General features: G+C 42.7%; 14 protein-coding genes. 5 read left to right on the top strand and 9 right to left on the bottom strand.

Annotated elements, in window-relative coordinates:
- Positions 1-132 precede the first annotated feature (132 nt).
- From BO222_RS06180 to glgB, 3 genes are all read right to left on the bottom strand, one after another.
- Positions 133-1,329, bottom strand: coding sequence for an MATE family efflux transporter (locus tag BO222_RS06180; RefSeq protein WP_158024564.1), 1,197 nt, complete (start codon positions 1,327-1,329; stop codon positions 133-135).
- Between the two features lie 20 nt (positions 1,330-1,349).
- On the bottom strand, positions 1,350-1,772 hold the full coding sequence (locus BO222_RS06175) for a MarR family winged helix-turn-helix transcriptional regulator (protein ID WP_075819338.1): 423 nt from the start codon (positions 1,770-1,772) through the stop codon (positions 1,350-1,352).
- A gap of 334 nt (positions 1,773-2,106) precedes the next feature.
- A complete protein-coding gene (glgB, locus tag BO222_RS06170) occupies positions 2,107-4,035 on the bottom strand; it encodes a 1,4-alpha-glucan branching protein GlgB (RefSeq protein ID WP_075819342.1) in 1,929 nt (642 codons plus the stop codon).
- Positions 4,036-4,524: 489 nt separating this feature from the next.
- Here glgB and BO222_RS06165 point away from each other — a divergent pair, with 489 nt between their 5' ends.
- The 4 genes from BO222_RS06165 to BO222_RS06150 all read left to right on the top strand — a co-directional run bounded on the left by BO222_RS06165 (position 4,525) and on the right by BO222_RS06150 (position 10,108).
- Entirely contained in the window at positions 4,525-5,679 is a 1,155-nt protein-coding gene (locus tag BO222_RS06165; protein WP_075819336.1) for a MupG family TIM beta-alpha barrel fold protein, read from the top strand.
- 570 nt (positions 5,680-6,249) lie between these two features.
- Positions 6,250-7,014, top strand: coding sequence for a DeoR/GlpR family DNA-binding transcription regulator (locus BO222_RS06160; RefSeq protein ID WP_075819334.1), 765 nt, complete (start codon positions 6,250-6,252; stop codon positions 7,012-7,014).
- Positions 7,015-7,143: 129 nt separating this feature from the next.
- Positions 7,144-8,070: a 1-phosphofructokinase gene (gene pfkB / locus BO222_RS06155; RefSeq protein WP_075819332.1), complete on the top strand. Its 927-nt coding sequence runs from the start codon at positions 7,144-7,146 to the stop codon at positions 8,068-8,070.
- 115 nt (positions 8,071-8,185) lie between these two features.
- On the top strand, positions 8,186-10,108 hold the full coding sequence (locus BO222_RS06150) for a PTS fructose transporter subunit IIABC (protein ID WP_075819330.1): 1,923 nt from the start codon (positions 8,186-8,188) through the stop codon (positions 10,106-10,108).
- A gap of 272 nt (positions 10,109-10,380) precedes the next feature.
- Here the strand turns inward: BO222_RS06150 and kduI are convergent, their stop codons facing one another.
- The 6 genes from kduI to BO222_RS06120 form a co-directional block, all read right to left on the bottom strand.
- On the bottom strand, positions 10,381-11,247 hold the full coding sequence (kduI, locus tag BO222_RS06145) for a 5-dehydro-4-deoxy-D-glucuronate isomerase (RefSeq protein ID WP_075819328.1): 867 nt from the start codon (positions 11,245-11,247) through the stop codon (positions 10,381-10,383).
- A gap of 198 nt (positions 11,248-11,445) precedes the next feature.
- Positions 11,446-12,087, bottom strand: coding sequence for an RpiB/LacA/LacB family sugar-phosphate isomerase (locus BO222_RS06140; RefSeq protein ID WP_075819326.1), 642 nt, complete (start codon positions 12,085-12,087; stop codon positions 11,446-11,448).
- Positions 12,088-12,277: 190 nt separating this feature from the next.
- The gene (locus tag BO222_RS06135) at positions 12,278-13,087 is read right to left on the bottom strand and encodes a gluconate 5-dehydrogenase (protein WP_075819324.1); all 810 of its coding nucleotides are present in this window, start codon (positions 13,085-13,087) and stop codon (positions 12,278-12,280) included.
- 334 nt (positions 13,088-13,421) lie between these two features.
- The gene (locus BO222_RS06130) at positions 13,422-14,480 is read right to left on the bottom strand and encodes a LacI family DNA-binding transcriptional regulator (RefSeq protein WP_075819322.1); all 1,059 of its coding nucleotides are present in this window, start codon (positions 14,478-14,480) and stop codon (positions 13,422-13,424) included.
- Between the two features lie 264 nt (positions 14,481-14,744).
- Complete coding sequence (locus tag BO222_RS06125) at positions 14,745-16,103, bottom strand: citrate transporter (protein WP_075819320.1); 1,359 nt, start codon at positions 16,101-16,103, stop codon at positions 14,745-14,747.
- Positions 16,104-16,242: 139 nt separating this feature from the next.
- Entirely contained in the window at positions 16,243-16,926 is a 684-nt protein-coding gene (locus tag BO222_RS06120) for a M28 family peptidase (RefSeq protein ID WP_075819318.1), read from the bottom strand.
- A gap of 74 nt (positions 16,927-17,000) precedes the next feature.
- On the opposite strand from BO222_RS06120, the gene BO222_RS06115 reads away from it, so the two are divergent.
- Positions 17,001-17,778, top strand: a 778-nt coding sequence (locus BO222_RS06115) for an IS110 family transposase (protein ID WP_075817629.1), incomplete at its 3' end; no start/stop codon positions are given.

The raw sequence follows: 17,778 nt of genomic DNA, 5'->3' as shown, positions 1-17,778 counted from the left end.
TATCGTATTCGTGAGGCTTGAAGCCGAAAAATGGCTGATTCCAGATAAAAATTTCTGGTAGATTCTGAACACCACGATGAAGTGCGGAGCAATTCGCGCTTCTATCTGCTTAACTTAATGACATTGGTTTTTTTATAAACGGCTTTCGGATCTTCTGGCAGACCCGAAAAATGAACCGTAGCCATATTTTCCTTCATACTTTTTAAACAGATAGCAGGTCATCAATGCCGCGAACAGTTCAGCAGCAGGAACTGACAGCCAGATTCCGATGATTCCTAAAAATTGAGGAAGAATCAGAATAAAGATCACCTGAAAGATAACCGTCCGCACAAATGAGATCAATGCAGAAATCGGACCATTGTTTAAAGCTGTAAAGAAAGCCGATCCAAAAACGGAGATTCCAAAAGCCAGGAAAGCAAAGGAAAATATATAGAAACCTTCCAGAGTCATTTCATATAATCCCTGATCATAGCCGGTAAACAGATCCGATAAGGCTGGAGCTAAGATCTCTGCCAAAGCAAACATTCCCAGGGATATGATCAGAACAATCCATATCGATCGGGTATACAGCTCATGAAGCTGTTTTTTATCATTCGCACCATATTTATAGCTGATAACCAGAGCGATCCCGATACTGTAACCATAAAAGAAGGCACCAAAAATCATTGAAACATACATTAAAACTCCATAGGAGGCTACGCCATCTTCGCCTGCAAGACGAAGCAGCTGCCAGTTAAACAAGATTCCAATCAAAGATTGCGAAAGGTTCGTCATCAGTTCACTGGCCCCATTTAAGCAGGTCTGCCATAAATTGGACAGCTGAGCAGCCGCCTGGCCAAGATACAGAGTCCCTTTACGATTAAAGGCAAAGTAGGCAATCGGAATCATGCCGCCTAAAAACTGACCGGAAATCGTCGCTAAAGCGGCTCCGGAAACACCCCAGCCAAATAAAACGATGAAAACATAATCGAGCACCATATTGGTGATTCCAGCTCCTATAGTCACCATGAAATTCAGGGTTGGATGCCCTGCTGTAATCATCAGAGCCTGGAAATAATATTGAAGGATAAAAAATGTCATCCCCAGAAGACTGATCTTTCCATAAACCAGGGCTTCATCAAACATAACTCCGTTCGCTCCGAGCATATGCAAAATATTTGGCATAAACAGATAGCCCAGGATACAGATGATGATTGAAAGGATGACCAGAGTGTAAGTCAGCTGCGAAAATACTTTTCTGGCCTTTTTATCTTCTTTCATCCCCATGAACTTGGCAATGAGTGCCGAGCCGCCGCTTCCAAACATCAAACCGACTGTTCCAATAATCATTAATACCGACATGATGAAATTTACAGCGGAAAAACCATTTTCCCGACATATGTACTGATGATAATTCCATCAACAATTCCATAAACTGATCCAATAATCATGGTCAGAATGGTTGGAATTGTAAAGCGGATCATCTCATCAGTAAACCGTTCAAGCAAAGAAAACAGGATTTCCACTTCCTGCTGACTAAATGAAGTCAGCGCTTTCGTTTCAAATTTCTGCATCAGACCAGCCGTCGCCCTGGCCTGTTTCATCCCTTTTTCTGTCAGAACAGCTGCTTTGTTTTTCTTTGAATTTGGAAGATAGTCGACTTTGATATCTCCATCTTTTTCCATACTTCGAAGCTGCGAATTTAATGTCTGTTTGGGAATTGACATATAGCTGCATATTTCCGAAAGCAGACAGGAGCCGCCTTCTGCAAGCAGGCAGTAATAGATTTCCATCTTCGGTTAGGATATACACAAAAGATTCGCCAGATTGCGATAAACCTCATTGAGCTGATCCAGAGTAAATTTCAACCGGTTCAGTCGATTGTTCATATTTATCTACCTCCTCGTATTTCTCTTCTGATGAGCTGACCTCTTGTTTGATCTTCAGCCAGCTGTCTCTTAACGCCCGATCATCTCAGTACGATTTCGTACTATTGTCCATATCAATAAAATTCTTTTTCAGGTTTCTTCTTATGTTTATTCCTCTTAAACGCGCAAAAAGAGCCTTTCCAGATGGAAAGACTCTCTTTTAATCATTCAACTAGCGAAATGAATCCCACTGCCTGAATTATTCAGTTTCTGATGTTGATACTGTATTGGCTTCTTCAGGTTTTTCTTCTGGTTTTGGCGCTTCTTCAGGTTTTTCAACCTTTAAAATCATTGCTGAGAAAGCAGGCACCAGAGCCTGAATGCGATATGGCTGATTATTTAACGGAAGACGGATCGCCTTGAAGTCTCTTTGGTCGTTATGGCCAAGGTTTCCGTTGTATTTGCTCCATTGGGTATTGAGCACTTCATGATAAACACCCTTATACGGCACTCCAAACTGAAGTGTATAGGAGTTTGTGGAGAAGTTAATCAGGAATACATAAACATTCTTGCTTCCTTTTCGCATAAAGGAGAATGTATTATGAGCCGCGTCATCCGCATTGATCCACTGGAAATTGGTTGGATCATAACCATACCAGAAAGCATCATCATTTTTGTAAATGCCTGTTAAATCCTGGAAGAACACTTCAAAACCAGCATGCATTGGATACTGGCGAAGGAACCAGTCAGTCCCCTTCTGCTCATCCCATTCACGAAGCATGCCAATTTCATTACCCATGAAGTTCAGTTTTTTACCTGGATGTCCAAACATATAGGTATACAGTTCACGAGCCTGAGCAAACTTGTCTTCATAACTTCCCCACATCTTATCGACGATGGTTGCTTTTCCATGTACAACTTCATCATGAGAAAGCGGCAGAATGAATTTTTCTGAATAGAAATAAGCCATCGAGAAAGTGATGTTATTGTGATGCCACTGACGATAGATCGGATCTTTAGCCAGATACTTCAGAGTATCGTTCATCCAGCCTAAATCCCATTTATAATCATACCCAAGACCACCATCGAGAGTCGACTTGCAGACGTTCGGGAAGTCAGTAGAGTCTTCTGCAATCAGCATGATCTTGCCTTCGTATTCGCTGTTGAGCATGAAGTTCATTCGTTTAATAAAGTCAGTAGCACCTTTGTTTTCGCCGCGCATTTTGTTGCCTTTCCAGAAAATCGCATTGGAAATAGCATCCATACGCAGACCATCAAAATGGTATTCCTTGATCCAGTAGTTGGCAGCAGACATCAAGAATGAACGAACTGTTTCCTTGCCTAAATCAAAGTATGATGTTCCCCATTCAGAATGAGCATCATCGCCATTGGTGTATTCATAAAGCGGAGTTCCATCATAATAAGCCAGAGCGTATTCATCCTTAACAAAGTGAACCGGAACAAAGTCCATGATAACGCCGATTCCGGCTTCATGCAGACGGTTTACGAATTCTTTCAGTTCAATGTTATTGCCATACCGGCTGGTTACTGAGAAGAAGCCAGAAACCTGATAGCCCCAGGAACCATCGAATGGGAATTCAGATAATGGCATCACTTCAACATGAGAGAAATGATATTTTTTACAATGTTCAATCAGTTCATCGACAATATCCGAGTATTTAACAAAGTAGCCGTCTTCATGCTGCTCCGGAAGCACATCTTCGAGTTCGACACGGGTATTTTTATCACGCCAGGAACCGATATTCATTTCATAAATCGAAATTGGATCATCAAAACCTTTGTTGCGTTTTTTCATCCACTCGGCATCATTCCATCCATCAAAATCTAAAGATGCTACGACGGAATCATTTTCCGGACGGAATTTGGAGTAGAAAGCATATGGATCAATCTTGTCGATCGTACGTCCAGTAGACTGGGTAATACGGTATTTGTAAGCATCTCCCACTTTTGCTTCTGGAACGTGAACAATCCAAACGCCTTCTTCGTCCTTTTCCATGGGATTTACTGCTTCATCCCAATTATTAAAATCTCCAACAACGCTGATCTTCGAAGCGTGAGGGGCATACAATACAAAATCAACCCCTTCTTTTGCAGGATGTGCGCCAAAATATTCGTAAGCATTCAGCTCATGACCCTGGAAGAAGTTGGTGAGATTCTTTTTAATCATTATTTTTCCTCCAAACAATTCAAATTGAAATCTGGTATTGTGTTCCATTTCATTTTACAAGATCCTCAGAAAAAGAGAGTGCAGAAACAAAGAAAACTCTGGATCTGTTCATTCTAAGCATCAGACAAAAACCATAAAATGCCTAAAAAATAAAATTTGATCACCTCTTTTCCAAACACAATCCTAAATAGATTATTTTTTATCTTTGAATATAAAATCTATTCGTGAAAACAAACCAGGCACAATATGTCCCGATAGACCCGATAGAAAGGAAGAAAAACGTTTATCGCTTTTGTTTTCATCTGGCTTACTTTCAATATCAGTGGCTGCGAATCAATTATTATGACAATATGACATTTACAATCAGACGTTGAATCGCATGGAATATCTGAGCTGTGTTTTTTTCAGTCGAACATTCTTCAGGAATTGTTTCTCCATTTCAGCCATGAAAATGGTATAACGAACATAAGAGAAATGGAGGTAGATCTAATGCCTACAATGGGAATCTCAGTTTATCCGGATTTAAGTCCGTTTGAGGAAATTAAGGAGTATTTGGCTCTAGCTGGAAAATATGGAGCCAAGCGTGTATTTTCCAGTATGTTTTCCGTCGAAGGAACCAAGGAAGAAATCTTTGACTATTTCCGTAAACTGATTGAAGAAGCACATAAATATGGAATGGAAGTTTCACTCGATGTAAACACCCGCTTTTTGGACGATATGGGTGTGACGTTTGATAACGTAAAGGATTTTGCCGATATTGGATGCGACATCATCCGAATGGATGAAGCGTATGGCGATTATCGCGATACAGCCATGATCAACAACCCTTACGGAATTAAAATCGAATACAACGCAAGTACTGTTTCCCCAATGATCGGCCGTCTGCTTGAAGATGGTGCCGATAAGGAAAAAATTCTCGCTTGCCATAACTTTTATCCTCAGCCATGGACCGGAATGCCCTGGGCTAAATTCAAAAAGGTAAATCAGGAAATCAAGGATCTCGAAGACATTCGAATCGGAGCATTCATTTCTTCAAACGCAGAAGGAACCAATGGCGTCTGGGATGCCGAATATGGTCTTCCGACTGTTGAAAGAATGAGAAATTATCCTGTCGATTTGCAGGCCCGTCTGATTCTGGCAACCGATCATATCGACGATGTTCTTTTTGGAAACTACTATGCTTCCGAAGACGAATTCAAGGCTGTCGCTGACGTTTTAAATCCAGAACCTGTTAAAAATCTGGTTCCAGGCTATATCCCGGAAGACAAGCTGACTCATCCAAAAACAATCAAAATCAAGCTTGACCCTGAAGCCACCAAAGCCGAAAGAAAGTCCGTTCTTGAATTTGCTCCCCATGCCGACCTGGGTGATTCTTCTGAATGGATCTGGCGTTCCAGACTTCCAAGAGTCTATTTCAAGGATACCGAATTTGCTCCCAGAGATGCTCATAAGGATACGTTCGAACGCGGCGATGTCGTTGTCGTAAACGATAATTACAAACATTATGCTGGAGAAGTTCATATCGTTCTTGAACCAATGAAAAATGATGGATTAAGAAATCTGGTTGGTAAAGTGTCCGGACCAGAACTCGATATGATCGATCTGCTCAAGCCAAACGATGTTGTAGTCTTCGAAGAAGAATAGTCAGTTTTTCTTCTCTTTGATCACTGATATTCAATCTTTGTTATCGAAACGGAGAATCCAGATCTTCTGTAGATTTGGATTCTTTTTTATTATTCGTAATTTTCAAATACTTATGTAACTCTTCATTTCTCCAGTAGTTTCAGTACTTCAATTCTCTTCTTAAACCTCCTGTCAGAAATCAGTTCATACCTTTTGATGCTTGGACCGGAATTTTTCAAATTCTTTCAAGAATTATTTAAATTTATTCATCTATGTTCATATTTCTTCGGTTTATTTCATATAATTTCCTGGTATTTGAATGTTTTTGGTAGATTTTAAATAATTTTAAATTTTTATGATTTTATTTGAATGATTTTGATTGATTCTGATTCTGCAAGGGATTACAGTATGGGTGTCAGAAACAAAAGCAAAGTCATGCTCAAAACCTGACAGCCTGCAAATGTTTTTTTAACAAATTTCTTTTCCAGATAACGAACAGGATTTTGAAAAGACCAATTCGATAAAGCAAGACAAAGAAATTAAAAGAAAAAAGAATGAAGAGAAAAAAAATAAAGAAAGGAGAAACGCTTCATGCTAACTGAAGAGAGACATCAAAAACTGCTCAATCTGGTTAATACCAATCAGACGGTCTCCACTCAGGAACTTGTTGATCATCTGGATACTTCTGAATCAACCCTTCGAAGAGATCTGCTTGAACTTGAATCCAAAGGTCTGCTCTGGAGAATCCGGGGTGGAGCAAAAGCCAGAAACATTGCCGGGATGAATGACAATGATTCAAGAGTCAGTGCCCGCCGAACGCATAACGCGCCTGAAAAGAAAAAGATGGCAGAATTCGCCAGCCAGCTGATTGAACCTGGAGATACCGTCTATATCGATGGCGGAACTTCAACTGAATTTCTGATCGAACAGATTCAGCAAAAAGATGCCTTCTATATCACCAACGCCATCTTTCACGCCAACAAACTGGCCGCCAAAGGATTTTCTGTCAGTCTGGTCGGAGGCCAGTACAAGGGAGTGACTGAAACAATCATCGGGGAGGAAGCCTGCGAGTTTTTAGGCAAGTACAATTTCTCAATCGGATTTTTCGGAACCAACGGCGTCAGCCAGTCCGGTTTTACCACTCCGGATATTTCAGAAGGCATGCTCAAGCGAAAGGCGATTTCCAGATGCCAGAAAAGCTATGTCCTGGCTGATCCAAGCAAATTTCATCTCCAGCAAAGAGTGACTTTTGCCAACCCGGAAGACTGCACGGTGATCACGACAAAATCAGCTGATGATTTAGAAGGCGTGATTGACATGATTGCCCTCGATAAACAGCAGCGAAAACCTGCCTGAAAAGCAGAAATTGTCTCAGACATGGCTTCAGGAAAAATGAATACAGAGTCTACGGCGTGGAAAAGATAAATTTCAGATAGTTAAAGGAAAAACAGAAAAGGAAAAAGTAGAAAAGGAAAAAGGAAAATTATGATCTGCACATTAACACTCAATCCCTCACTCGACTACATCGTTACTGTCAACGACTTTATTGTCGGTGCGACCAATCGGACCAGTGATGACTTCATTTTGCCAGGCGGCAAAGGAATCAACGTTTCCATCGTTTTACAGAACTTAGGCTATCCCAATCAGGCCTATGGCTTTCTGGCAGGATTTACCGGCAAAGCCCTTGAATCCATGCTTGAAGAAGCCGGAGTCAACGCGGATTTCTTATGGGTTAAGGAAGGGGACACCAGAATCAATGTCAAACTTCGCTCAAAAGAAGAAACGGAAATCAACGGTCGGGGCCCAAAAATCAAAGAAGAAGATATACAAAAACTCTTAGCTAAACTTGATGGACTGACCCAGGGAGATACGCTCATCATTTCCGGAGCCATTCCTTCTTCCCTGCCGCAGACGCTTTACCGTGACATTATGGAACATCTAAAAGGACGCGGCGTTCGCATCGTTGTGGATGCCACCCGCGATCTGCTGCTCAATGTTCTTGAAAAACACCCGTTTTTGATCAAACCCAATCAGGCAGAAATCGAAGAAATGTTCAACGTCAAACTCAATACCATTGAAGACATTGAAAAGTACGCTCGAATTTTGCAGGACAAGGGAGCCATCAATGTTCTGGTTTCCATGGGTAAGGATGGAGCGCTCCTTGTCGATGAACACCATAAAGTGCATTTTGCAAAGGCCCCCAAAGGAATCCTGAAGAATTCTGTCGGAGCAGGCGACAGCATGGTCGCGGGATTCATGAGCGGCTATTTCAAGAATCAGAATTATGATGAAGCTTTCAAAACTGGTGTCTGCACCGGAAGCGCTTCGGCTTTCTCCGATCTGCTGGCTACAAAAGAAGAAGTTGAAGCCTTAATGAAAGCAAGTGAAGATCTCTTTACTCCAGGTCACTAATCACATCCCCTGAATGTCATACAAATCAAATCATCCAGTAAAAGATCCAACAGTAAAAAAATCAAGAATCAAGTATAAGAATTGAGGAAATTAAGGAAAAAGGAAAGGAAATATCATGAAAATCAACGAACTGCTGTCTTTAGACAGCATCAATCTTCATGGCACACCAACGGATAAGAATCAGACCATCGAACAGGCCATCGATCTGATGGTAAAAAGCGGACGCATCTCTGATCGTCAGGCTTATTCCAAAGCTGTTCATGACCGTGAAAAAGAATTCTCGACAGGTGTAGGTGGAGGAATCGCCATTCCTCATGGCCGTTCTGCCGGAGTTTCCAAAGCCGGTTTGGCTGCCATGGTCATTCCATCTGGAGTTGATTATGAATCACTGGATGGAAGTCCGGTCCAGCTGGTCTTTTTGATCGCCGCTCCTGAAGAAGGAAGCGTCCACCTGGAAGTTCTTGCCAGACTTTCAAGAATGTTAATGGATGAATCCCTTGTCTCATCTTTAATTCATGCAAATTCGGAAAAAGAATTTCTGGATATCTTAAATGATGCTGAACGAAAAGCCGATGAAAAGGAAGAAGCCCTGGCCAGAGAACAGCAGGCCGATGCCGCAACTGAAGCGAATCAGGAAGGCACTTTACTTCTTGGAGTCACCGGATGCCCAACCGGAATCGCTCATACCTATATGGCGGCAGAAGCCATCGAGAAAACCGCTAAGGAAATGGGATACAACGTCAAGGTTGAAACCCGTGGAAGCGGCGGAGCCAAAAACATCCTGACTCCTGAAGAAATCAAAAAGGCCAGAGCGATTATTGTTGCAGCTGATGTCAATGTTCCAATGGATCGCTTTGATGGCAAGGAAGTTTTACAGGTTCCAGTAAAGGATGGCGTTTCCAAACCAAAGGAACTGATTGAAAAAGCTGTATCCGGAGCCGCTCCAATTTATCACGGCGGCGGAGTGGTTGAAGAATCTTCAACGACTGAAAGCGGCTGGCATAAGGTCTACAAAGATCTGATGAACGGCGTCTCTCACATGCTTCCCTTCATCGTCGGCGGCGGAATCATGATTGCCATTGCCTTTATGATCGATGGTTTCTTTGTCGATATGGATACATTAGATGTCGCTGAACGTTCGTTATTTGGAACAATCACTCCGGCTGCAGCATTCTTCAAGAATGTAGGTAATGTTGCATTTGGATTCATGCTTCCAATTCTTGCCGGTTATATTGCTGAATCAATTGCTGAAAGACCTGGTCTGGTTGCCGGATTTGTCGGCGGTGCGTTAGCCGCCAGTGGAACTTCTGGCTTTCTGGGTGCCTTAATTGCTGGTTTTGCCGCTGGTTATCTTGTCAATCTGCTTAAAAAGCTGTTTGCATTCATGCCTGCTTCACTGGATGGAATTAAACCGATGCTTCTTTATCCGTTCTTTGGAGTTCTTCTTACCGGTTTACTGATGCAGTTTGTCATTGAACCTCCAGTCGGATGGGTGAACATGCAGCTCAATGCTTTCCTGAATTCAATGAATGGAACTTCTTCTGTCATTCTTGGAGCAATTCTTGGCGGTATGATGGCCATTGATATGGGTGGACCTTTCAACAAAGCTGCTTACGTATTTGGAACTGCCGCTTTAGCATCAGGCAACTATGAAGTCATGGCCGCTGTTATGATCGGCGGTATGGTTCCACCAATCGCAATCGCCCTGGCTTCAATGATTTTCAAAAACAAATTCACTGAAAGTGAACAGAAAACTGCTCCAACCAATGTGGTTATGGGTCTTTCCTTTATTACTGAAGGCGCTATTCCTTTTGCTGCATCCGATCCACTTCACGTACTGCCTGCCTGCGCCATTGCAAGTGCAGTTGCTGGAGCTTTGAGTATGATGTTTGGATGCACTCTGATGGCTCCTCATGGCGGAATCTTCGTATTTATCACCGTCGGAAATCCTTGGATGTATCTGTTGGCGCTAGTTGTCGGAAGCATTGTTGGCGCACTACTTCTTGGACTGCTGCGCAAACCGGTAAAGGCTGCCTGATTGAAAAAAATCAATCTTAGATACTCATCTTCCTGAAATACCTGTTCAGTCCAAATGGACTGAATGAATTAGATGAATTCAGATGAAGTCAGACGAAATCCATTCAAATCATCGTATGACTTCAATCGAAAATCATCCCAAAATTACAAAAGAGCAGCTTCACTCAAATTCATCAGAGTGAAGCTGCTCTTTATTAATTATAGTGATCAGACTTTTCGGGTTATCTCGTTTTTGAAATCCGCAAAAGGACTTAGTCTGTACAATTGATCCGGTTAGCGCAGATCCTGCATGGCTACATCGTCCATGTCGTCAAAATCCTGGTTTTCTCCAACCATTCCCCAGATAAAGGAGTAGTTTCTGGATCCGCTGCCAGAATGGATGGACCAGGAGGGAGAAATGATTGCCTCTTCGTTGCGGACAACAACGTGTCTGGTTTCGTCGGGTTCGCCCATAAAATGCATGACAAAAGCATCCTCTGGCATATCAAAATACAGATAGACTTCCATTCGTCTGTCATGGGTATGACAGGGCATCGTATTCCAGACACTTCCAGGTTCAAGATGAGTCAGTCCCATTTCCAGCTGACAGGTCTCCACCTGACCGGGCAGGATATACTTGTTGATGGTCCGGTGATTGGAATCTTCGAGACTACCCAGTTCTTTTTTATTTTCCGGCAGAATTTCAACATCGTAATCAAACTCGGCTTTTTTATCCTTAAGAATCCGCTTTGTTGGATAAGTCATATGGGCTGGTCCAGAACACATATAAAACTTCGCCGGATTGGCAGCGTCCTTGCTCAAGAATTCGATATCTTTCGTTCCTTTGCCAAGATACAGGCCATCTCTGGCATCAATCTCATAATCAACACCATCTGCTTTAATTACGCCATCGCCGCCGATATTGATAATTCCCAGCTCTCTTCTTTCAAGAAAATATTTGGCGCGAAGCTCATCCCCGGCTTCAAGTTTCAAAGCTTCGTTTACAGGCATCGCCCCACCGAAAATAATCCGGTCGATATGACTGTAAATCAGTCTGATTTCATCAGGCACAAAAAGATCACTGACCAGGAATTCTTCTCGAAGTCTTTTTGTATCGTAATATTTCGCATCTCTGGGTGAACTTGCAGTTCTCAGTTCCATGATTTGAAGTTCCTTTCATCGCTTTTCATCACTTTAATTTATTCGTTCAATTCATCCTGTTCATCGACTTTTAAACCAGTTTTTTACCTATATTTTTATCGACGATTTGGAATGTTCTGACAGATCAACTTCATTCAGACTCTATTTGCAGAAGTCTGGAATATTCTGAAGAATTATTGAGACAAAATCAGAAGCAGTTTACCTGTCCTCAATCAGATCGCTGATCAGTTTTTTATATTCTTCATCCGGGCAGTCTTTAAAAAAGAGCTCCTGGAACGACTTACGTCCAATGACACCCTGCAGCAGATTCTTATCCAGCTTTGGAAGAATGTCTTTCAGGTCACGACAGGTGACAGCTTTTACTTCATCAAGGATTTTTTTATTTCTCTGCTCTGGAATGGCTCTTTCCCTTGGATATCCCTGTCCGCTTTTTTCGCAGAAGAGCTTTTCAAAGATATATTCAAGATTCAGGTCGCCTCCCCAGCCAAATCCTTTGGCAAAAGGAATCGCAATGCAGTTACCATCATTAATCTGAGCAAATGTATAGGCATCAAGCGGATCTTCAATGTGTCCGCACAGTACGTTTGGAAACGCATTGCAGGCCAGCATGGCACCCTCACCAGTACCGCAGCCAGTGACTACATAATCAGCAGCGCCGGAGTTAAGAAGTATAGCAGCTAAAATGCCATTCTGAACATAGGTTAAGGGTTCATCTGAATCGTCAAACATACCGTAATTGACCACCTCATAACCATGGGGGGCAACCGATTTTTTCAACGCATTTTCAACGATCTTATTTTTGGATGCCTGAGAGTTTTCGTTAATCAGTGCAATTTTCATTTTTTCCTCCAATTCTCTTCGCGGTAAGCGGTCCGCAAAGAATTGTTGTTCGAAACCGGATCCATCACAAATACAGTTAAATCGACCGCTGCCAGAATTCAATTTAAAATCAGTAAGACTTAGCAGCATCGGCCAGATCGTTCAGGTCCGGAAATCGAGAGATCGATTATTTCATTTCAGATGGATCTGGTTATTGTGGCGTGCGTCCCAGGCTTGCCAGGATTCCACCATCGACAAACAGAATCTGGCCATTAACAAAGTCAGAAGCTCTTGAAGCCAGGAAAATTGCCGGTCCTTCCAGGTCCTCGGGTTTTCCCCAACGATGCGCCGGAGTCTTAGCCAGAATAAAAGCATCAAATGGGTTGGGTGTTCCATCCGCCTGCGGCTTTCGAAGAGGAGCCGTCTGGCTGGTTGCGATGTATCCCGGGCCGATGCCATTACACTGAATGTTGTATTCTCCAAACTCTGCGCAGATGTTTCTTGTCAGCATCTTGAGTCCACCTTTTGCCGCAGCATAGCCCGCGACGGTTTCGCGTCCGAGTTCTGACATTAACGAGCAGATGTTGATGATTTTGCCGGCATTCTTTTTGATCATTCCCGGAAGAACGGCTTTGGAAACAATAAATGGACCGGTTAAGTCGGTATCGACCACCTTGCGAAAATCCTCCACTTCCATTTCAAGCATCGGAGTCCGCTGAATGATCCCTGCATTATTTACAAGAATGTCTACACTTCCAAGTTCGTTTTCGATCGCTGAAATCATATCCGCTACTTCTTTTTCATTGGTGACATCACACACATATCCATGGGCTTCAATGCCCGCTTTTTTGTATTCCTCAAGAGCAATTTCATTCTTCTGAGCACTTCTGCCATTGAAGCAGACCTTTGCTCCAGCTTTTCCAAGTGCGCAGGCAATTCCAAAGCCAATGCCATGGGTAGCTCCGGTAATCAGGGCTACTTTGCCTGACAGGCTGAAAAGTTCATTAATCACTTCGTTCATATCTTCTCCTTGCCGATACTCCGGCTATTTTTCTACAGATATTTCTGGTAAATATCTTTTACAGATTCAGGATTGAATTTATCTGACTTCTAACATTCATCAGATCAGACCTGAATACAAGATCATTTCAAGTATCCGAACGTTTCAGTTTTCAGATACTCAAACAAAATCCGTCTATATAAATACGATTTTTTTACTGGATAAGATTTCTTATATCAAAAGTTCGAATGTCTGCTGCCTCAGATATAGAACTTATGTTCCGCTTTAATCGTCAGCTGTTTGTCAGCTGGTTTTCCAAATCTGAAACACCCAGGCCTGAAGCGCCATTCAGAATTTATTCATCTTTTGTATGAGTTTTTTTAATGCAAACCGTATCAAAGAGCTTTCTGGTCGTTTCTCCCTGTTCGAGCCGGCAGGAAAAAATACGGCAGGGCATCTGCTGATCTTCTTCAAGAATCTGGTCAAGCACAATCCGGGCTGCCTGAACACCTTCTTCATAGGATGGCTGAACAATGGTCGTAACACTTGGAGAAACCATTCTTGTCCATTCGATTCCATCAAAACCAATCACGCCTAATGAATCGGGCATCAATTCACGATAAGAGCGCAGAATCGGATAAACCATGGAGAGAACTTTGGGTTCAGTCACAAAGAAGCAGGTTGGCTGATCGATTCGAATGTGTGAAATCAGAGAAAACTCCAGTTTGCTTTGATCATCGAGATCATCGATATAAATCTGCTGGTTTTCGAGATGGCGAATCTGCATCAAATCATCAAACGCCCGAATTCTCTGAACCATCCCTGAAAGACGGCTTTCTTCCTGGCTCACCAACACAAACCGGGTATAACCGCATTCAACTGCTTTTTCGAGCGTGTCATATACCGCTTCATAATCGTTGCTTCTGACCCAGCATTTATAGCGGGAAGCATGAGTCGGATTGCAGGCGACCATTGGAATTTTTGCTTTTAGTGTGTTCCACAAAAGATCAAAGCTGTCGCTTGGCTGAACAATCAGACCATCGACATTGAGTCCGATCATTTGCTCGATGGCCTTGCGTTCTTCTTCAAGATCTGCCCCTGCTGAAGCTGCGATAATCTGATAGCCGTGCTTTTGCATTTCATCCTGGATCCCTGCAAGAAAGGCAGAGTTTTCTGTTCGATCATTTGAACTGCTTGAAAGCAGTACTCCAGCTAAATGAGACTGTTTGTTATTAAGGCTTCTGGCCAGAGCATTGGGAACAAATTCGGTTTCTTCTATGACATCCTGGATTTTTTTTCTGGTCTTGCCAGACATTTTTTCAAATTTCTGATTGAGATAAAAAGAAACAGTTGTACGAGAAACTCCGGCTTTTTTGGCGATATCTGCAATAGTAATGGAATTTTTCTTGCGCACTGGGCTCACTCCTTACTCTTCTGAATCAAGCCCATATATCCTTCAGTTCATTTATGAAGGATGCATTCAACTCAAGAACTACGGATCTGATCAGTCTCTTATAGCTTATGATCTTATACCTGTCTATTACAGAGTGTTCTCTAATTCATTCTGTCAAATTTATTTAAGAGATCGAAACAAAAGGATGGCACTCCGGGAGACCACCCTTTTACTTCATTCTTAAAATCTCGAACAACAATCTGAAGATCTTAAACTGTTAAAGGATCAGACTGCCATTCCATTCATGAAATAGTTCATCACTAAGAGAATCACCCCAATAACCCATCCAACCGGAATGGTATATTTCATGAATCCCTTAGAGCTGACTTTTGTATAACCAAGACCCCAGGCAACCCAGGACTGTGTAATGTCAAGATGCTGCGGAACAATGGTAGTCACCGCAAATAATGGATACAGGAAAGTAACTGGTAAGTCTGCTGCTGCACCAAGAATGACCACAGCCACCGCAGTACCGCATCCGACCAGGTTGGTTGGACCACGGAAGAATCCAGCAGGAATCAGAACCGCCATCAGAAGAGTCAGGCCAAGCGCATTATGCGGGAAGATTCCGCCGATGACTGCCTCAAAGTAAGGTCCTGCAAAAACTGCGACATTATTGAACATGGCCAGTGTCAGTAAGAACCCAATCATCGGTGCCACATCAACCGAACCATCAGTAAACAGCTTGGAAATAAGCTGAGAAATCTTGTCATATCCATTTTTCAGTTTGCCGCAGGTCAGTAAGGCAAATAAAGCGGATACGAAGAAGGCAGGAATGACCTGCAGTTTGCAAACAACCACAAGCAGGATTGGCAGAATGACAGAAATCCATGAAATCACTGGAGCATCTGCCTGAGGCTGAGCATTGGGAGTAACAGCAGCCCACGCATGGGATTTTTCATGGCGGGTTAAAGCCATGCAGCAAACCACCATGCAGATCACAAATGCAACACCGGCTGCAAGAGCACCAAATGGGAAATACATCTGGAAGTCATAAGCTGTATCGGCAAATCTGCCAGCTGCCATACCATCAAGAATCCCCTGATACTGCTTGAAATTCGTGACGTTGGCCAGAATACCAGCCATGATGGACCCCATAAAGCCAAACAGCGAAATGCTCGATGGAATACCCAGAGCCTGCATGATTGGCAAGGCGATCACTGCGATCGCAATGACTGGACCAATTCCCGTCATTGAGGTAAAGCATAGAAGCACGACAAAGCACAGAAGAACCATTGTGATCTTAGGTTTGTCCCCACCAAGTTCAACTACTTTTCGAATCAGTGTCGATGCAATTCCGGTCTCGATCAGAACACGGCCAAAGAAGGCGCCAAAGAAGATGTTGACCAGAATGGATTTAGCATATCCTTCCGGACCTGCCTGATAGACGTTTCCGATGATGTCGATGGTTGAGAGATCAGCCATCAGCGGATTAGGACTTAATGCATTTCCAACTAAAACTAAAACTAACCAGAGAGTGGTAATAACCAGGAATCCTACCATCAGATTCTTCCCTTTAACCGCATAATAAATCAGTCCAACCAGGGAAAGAAGAAGCAGAATTCCAATAATGATGCTACTCATTTCTGTATCCTCCTAATGTGATTGAGTACATTCTGAGCATTCGCTCATTTCATAAACGTTTCTTTATTAAATCCAATTCATTTATCTATAACTTGACTGCTGCTATCCGCCCGGAAACTGGATAGAAACAGAACAGCTATCAAAAAAGAGTTTCTTCAAGATGATTCAGAACATTTTGCATACTTTCCAACTGTATGCTTTCAATTCGATCGCCTGCCCCACCATGAATTGTGCCCATGACATCCAGATTAGCCAGAGTCAGCTCATAGCTGGATGCATAATTCATCAGAATTCCGTAGGCGTTTGATAAAGCCTCCAGGGCTAAAACATCTGATTCTGGCATAACGCTAAGAAGCATCACTGGAAACCCTGAAGAAGCCAGAATTCTGTCGTCACTCTCTGGCAGAGCGAAAAAGGGATGCAAACGATATTTCTTTTTCATTTTTAAAGCGGTCATCTTCCGAAAACGCCGGCAAAACCGGCCGCTTGCTATGCGATAGGCTGCAACATTGCCATAACCGCAGGTATCTAAAACAATGATGCTTTCCACTGCATGCTTTTTCAGCCATTCCAAAAGCAATCTGGCTCCACCATGGCCTGTTTCTTCCTGATCTGTAAAACAGACCAAAATAGTCTCTGGATGACGTTTAAGCAGATGAAACAGGATGGCGCAGGAAGAGAGATTGTCATTGGCTCCGCTGCTTTTGGCAAATACGTCATAGTGGGCGCATAAAAGAACCGTTGAAGCATCCGGATTCAGTTTTCCAGCCAGAATATTGACTGGCTCCTCTTTAGATAATATGAAAGGCCCCCCAGAAGCCAATTCGTGGATTTAGATGGATACTTAGGGTGTATTCAAAAGTAAACGTCATTACCACATGACTTAGGAGGACCTATATGGCAAGCTTACTTTTTATCGGATGCGATGTCCACAGTAAAACAATCAGTTTAGATACTTTCGATCGAGATTCTAATACACATAGTCACCAGACAAAAATTAATAATGATCCACGATTGATCTGGAAGTATGCCAAGAAAATCGAATCTGAAGTTGAACCTGGAACTCAACTCGTTTTCGGTTACGAAGCTGGGTGTCTTGGATTTTCTTTCCATGAAAGAATTACGAAAATGGGCTTTGAATGCCGGATTATGGCGCCAACGACAATCCGTCTGGCTCAGACAGACCGCGTTCGCAAAACGGATCGCAGAGATGCAAAATCTCTGGCTGAAGCATTAGCCTATGACACCTATAGATCTGTTTATGTTCCTACTCAGGAAGATCAGGAAGTTCGCTCATTTATTCGTCTTCGTGAAGATACTCAGGAAACCATTAAGAAGTTCAAACAGCGGATTAATGCCTTTATGTTGAAACTTGGCTACACCTTTGATGAGGGAAAGACCAAGTGGACTATAAAACACAGAGATTGGCTTAAATCCCTGGAGCTGTCTCCAATGAATCGCGAGGTGCTCGACGAGTATCTCATTACTCTTGAGGAGCTTGAGACCAAAATTGCTCGATATGATGAGCGAATCACCGAAATGTCCAAACAGGAAAATTACAATGAACTGGCTAGTTCCCTTTCGTGCTTCAAAGGAGTAACCAGGCCCATCGCTATGCGGATCATTACTGAAATTGGAGATTTTAATCGCTTTGCAACAGCTGGAGAATTTGCCT

The sequence above is a fragment of the Ileibacterium valens genome (assembly GCF_001945525.1).
Lineage (GTDB): Bacteria > Bacillota_I > Bacilli_A > Erysipelotrichales > Erysipelotrichaceae > Ileibacterium > Ileibacterium valens.
This window is presented reverse-complemented; position numbering and strand designations above follow the sequence as displayed.

Excerpts from the sequence above, each read along its gene's own strand:
- BO222_RS06180 (WP_158024564.1), bottom strand. The coding sequence starts at position 1,329 with ATGATTATTGGAACAGTCGGTTTGATGTTTGGAAGCGGCGGCTCGGCA.
- BO222_RS06175 (WP_075819338.1), bottom strand. The coding sequence starts at position 1,772 with ATGGAAATCTATTACTGCCTGCTTGCAGAAGGCGGCTCCTGTCTGCTT.
- glgB (WP_075819342.1), bottom strand. The coding sequence starts at position 4,035 with ATGATTAAAAAGAATCTCACCAACTTCTTCCAGGGTCATGAGCTGAAT.
- BO222_RS06165 (WP_075819336.1), top strand. The coding sequence starts at position 4,525 with ATGCCTACAATGGGAATCTCAGTTTATCCGGATTTAAGTCCGTTTGAG.
- BO222_RS06160 (WP_075819334.1), top strand. The coding sequence starts at position 6,250 with ATGCTAACTGAAGAGAGACATCAAAAACTGCTCAATCTGGTTAATACC.
- pfkB (WP_075819332.1), top strand. The coding sequence starts at position 7,144 with ATGATCTGCACATTAACACTCAATCCCTCACTCGACTACATCGTTACT.
- BO222_RS06150 (WP_075819330.1), top strand. The coding sequence starts at position 8,186 with ATGAAAATCAACGAACTGCTGTCTTTAGACAGCATCAATCTTCATGGC.
- kduI (WP_075819328.1), bottom strand. The coding sequence starts at position 11,247 with ATGGAACTGAGAACTGCAAGTTCACCCAGAGATGCGAAATATTACGAT.
- BO222_RS06140 (WP_075819326.1), bottom strand. The coding sequence starts at position 12,087 with ATGAAAATTGCACTGATTAACGAAAACTCTCAGGCATCCAAAAATAAG.
- BO222_RS06135 (WP_075819324.1), bottom strand. The coding sequence starts at position 13,087 with ATGAACGAAGTGATTAATGAACTTTTCAGCCTGTCAGGCAAAGTAGCC.
- BO222_RS06125 (WP_075819320.1), bottom strand. The coding sequence starts at position 16,103 with ATGAGTAGCATCATTATTGGAATTCTGCTTCTTCTTTCCCTGGTTGGA.